Origin of the sequence: Microbulbifer sp., assembly GCF_036563125.1 — a bacterium.
In the GTDB taxonomy this organism is placed as follows: domain Bacteria; phylum Pseudomonadota; class Gammaproteobacteria; order Pseudomonadales; family Cellvibrionaceae; genus Microbulbifer.
The window spans coordinates 1-2,110 of sequence record NZ_DATCMV010000074.1 but is presented as its reverse complement, the minus strand read 5'-3'; the positions used below and the strand labels follow the sequence as shown (position 1 = coordinate 2,110).

The following is a 2,110-nucleotide window of genomic DNA, read 5'->3' as shown; positions in this document are numbered from 1 at the left end:
GCCGCTGGTGGGTTTCGACCCGAATGAAGTCGACCTGTTTGAAATCCCGGTGGTCAAAGACCGTATGACCGCCCTGCTGGGCGACCACTACGAGCCTACGATGGCAGTATTGAAGACCGCCCAGAGTATCCAGCAGGAAGGGGCGCTGTACTACGTGCTGTCCCGCCATGCGCCCAGTGAAGTTCGCCAGTACACCGACCAGGCCGCGATGATCTGGAACGCGGATACAAACCAGATGGCGGTGATGCTGATCCAGGACGGCATGCCGGAAGTATTTTCCGAGCAAGTGGCCAGCGTAAAAGAAGCCCTGACTCCTACCCTGCCTGTAGAAGTTCAGCAACGTATAGACCAAGCCGTGGCCATCAAGAAGGCCGTAGATACCGGCACCCAGGCACTGCTCAACCCCGAGCAGGCACTGCAAGGCGCATTGGAAGGTGCGATAGAGGGTGCTGTGGAAAGTGCCGTCGAAAAATCGGTGGATTCTGTAGTGACCCAGGGAAGCGCCCAGGCCAAAGCAGTCATCGCCAACAACGCCGCTGCGCAAGACGTGGTTAATAAAGTGCAGGCTGGCCAAGAAGCCGTGGAAGGTACCAAGGAAACCCTCGATGCCATTAAAGAGCTGACAGAAACAGACCAGAGCAAATAAGTGGAAAACCATAAAAAATGCCGGAGCACTGCTCCGGCATTTTTTTTAGACTTGAAGCTGACCCTGTGGCGGCAAAGCACCGACGAAGGCTTTTCCCTTAAGTTTCCGTCAAACGCGTCGAATCTTTAATTCACACCTGTTGACGCACCATCCCGACATTCGCCGCGAATCTCGCCACCGTGCTGGGACACCACACGATCAATGACAAAATACCCATCGCGACAGAAACGGGTTTCCTTCAATTTAAGATCCAGCGCGTAATTGATGTCCAGCCGCTGGCCGCGCCCGGGCCTGCGCATTTCCTCGTTGCGCATCATGCCACTACGCATATTCGGGCTTTCGGTATAGGGGCCGCGGAGTTCCGGTACCGGCAGCTCCAGAGAATAGGTAAAACGCTTGGAACCGTTGGCGGAGATCTCGGTATGGAAAGATTCTTTCAGGCCCGGGTTGGGAGCCGTCGGGGTGCTGGAGCAGCCCCACAACAGTTGAGCCCCCATGGTGAGGAACAGGAGTCGGGAAACACAGCTGATATATCGCACGAGCACCTCTCGCTTTTCTTTTTGGCACTTGGCGACCGACGTACGGCCGCTTTTGCACTATAGAGGTTTCAGGTACTGAATCAACTGCCGGCACGCACACTACGGCTATGCCGTTATCCGACAGGGGGGCCAAGTCAGACTGGCACCGCAGGGCGCTGGCGATACCAGCGATTGACACCCAGTGTCAGCAAGATCACGGCAAGGCTGATGAATACGGTTGCCACACCGATATGTTGACCACTCAGTGCGCCGGCGAACCCGGCCTCAGGCACCGCCTGCGTGGGCACATACTCGGCGGCCGCCATGCCGGTATAGTGCATACCACATACTGCAACCCCCATCACTAGGGCACTGCCAAATTTCTGCCACATACCGCGCAACTCAAACGCCATCCACAGCGCTGCCGCGGCCGCCACGACGGCAATGATCACAGAGATCAACAAAATGTTGAGGTTGTACTCGATGCTTGCCGGCATCAGCATGGCCTCCATCCCCATGTAGTGCATGCCCGCCACACCTGCGCCCATGAACACCGCTGCCGGGACTAAATTTCTAAGGCCTGACCGACCCAATCCAATCAGCGCGAGGCCGGCAGTACAAGCAGCTATCGCGACTACGACGGAATACAGCGTGCCAGCCACATCGTACGCCATGGGCATCCCGGTATGTTGCGCCATCATCCCCACGAAATGCATCGACCAGATGGCACCGGCCCCCATCGCCACGCCCGCAAACAACACCGCCTTGCGGCGGTCCGCTTTCATGACGGCTTCTGAAATAGCCGTTACCAGTTGCAGTGCGGCAAAGGAACCGAGCACAGAGATCACATAGGAAAGCACCACCAGCGGAATGCTGTATTCGCCAAGCATGAAAAGTTACCCCATAAAGCGACGCCCAGAAAACGCATGGACGGATTCCACACTGA

The 2,110-nt window shown here is 56.9% G+C and carries 3 protein-coding genes; 1 reads left to right on the top strand and 2 read right to left on the bottom strand.

Annotation, left to right across the window (positions count from 1 at the left end):
* Positions 1-646, top strand: a 646-nt coding sequence (locus tag VIL80_RS06110) for an Ivy family c-type lysozyme inhibitor (protein ID WP_527250107.1), incomplete at its 5' end; no start/stop codon positions are given.
* 125 nt (positions 647-771) lie between these two features.
* Here VIL80_RS06110 and VIL80_RS06105 read toward each other — a convergent pair.
* Together VIL80_RS06105 and VIL80_RS06100 are read right to left on the bottom strand one after the other, a co-directional pair.
* Positions 772-1,185 carry a hypothetical protein gene (locus VIL80_RS06105; protein WP_332035257.1) on the bottom strand — a complete coding sequence of 138 codons (414 nt, stop codon included), beginning with the start codon at positions 1,183-1,185 and terminating at the stop codon, positions 772-774.
* Positions 1,186-1,319: 134 nt separating this feature from the next.
* Positions 1,320-2,054: an MHYT domain-containing protein gene (locus VIL80_RS06100; RefSeq protein WP_332035256.1), complete on the bottom strand. Its 735-nt coding sequence runs from the start codon at positions 2,052-2,054 to the stop codon at positions 1,320-1,322.
* Positions 2,055-2,110: the final 56 nt, after the last annotated feature.

Bases quoted from the DNA above. Each gene is read 5' to 3' on its own strand.
- VIL80_RS06100 (WP_332035256.1), bottom strand. From the start codon at position 2,054: ATGCTTGGCGAATACAGCATTCCGCTGGTGGTGCTTTCCTATGTGATC.